Source organism: Vibrio sp. 10N.261.52.A1 (assembly GCF_002876325.1).
Lineage (GTDB): Bacteria > Pseudomonadota > Gammaproteobacteria > Enterobacterales > Vibrionaceae > Vibrio > Vibrio chagasii.
In genome coordinates, this window is sequence record NZ_MCYD01000262.1 from 1 (window position 1) to 466 (window position 466).

Here is a 466-nt window from a genome sequence, read left to right on the forward strand (position 1 = left end):
AGATAAGCTTGGAAAGGAAGAGCAGATGATACGTCATATTTTACTGATAAAATTCAAAGAACATGCGGAGCTTTCAGAGATTGAAAAGCTAAAGGTGCTGTTTGAGGCAATGCCAAGCAAGATTGAAGGCGTAACTTCCGTAGAGTGGGGGCTAAATGATAGTCCAGAAAACAAGAACCAAGGTTATAGTCATTCGGTCTTAATGACGTTTGAAGATGAAGCTGGGCGACAAAACTATCTACCACATCCAGAACACGATGCCCTGAAAGAGGTATTTCGTCCGTTGTTGGATGACATTATCGTGTTTGATTATTCTCTTTAGCCCTAATAATTTCTCAGTTACAAGATGTAAAGCGTATAGGCATAGGCCCATACGCTTTGGTCAGAGCGAAAAATTACATGTTACTCTGTCGGCAATATGGTGACAGGAGTGAAAGAGGCTACGGCATTACCACCTGCACCAGGA

General features: G+C 42.1%; 1 protein-coding gene. It reads left to right on the forward strand.

Features of this window, described 5'->3' with window-relative positions; translation table 11 throughout:
* Nucleotides 1–25: 25 nt before the first annotated feature.
* Nucleotides 26–322, forward strand: a complete 297-nt coding sequence (locus BCT81_RS03395) for a Dabb family protein (protein ID WP_102423243.1) — start codon at nucleotides 26–28, stop codon at nucleotides 320–322.
* Nucleotides 323–466: the final 144 nt, after the last annotated feature.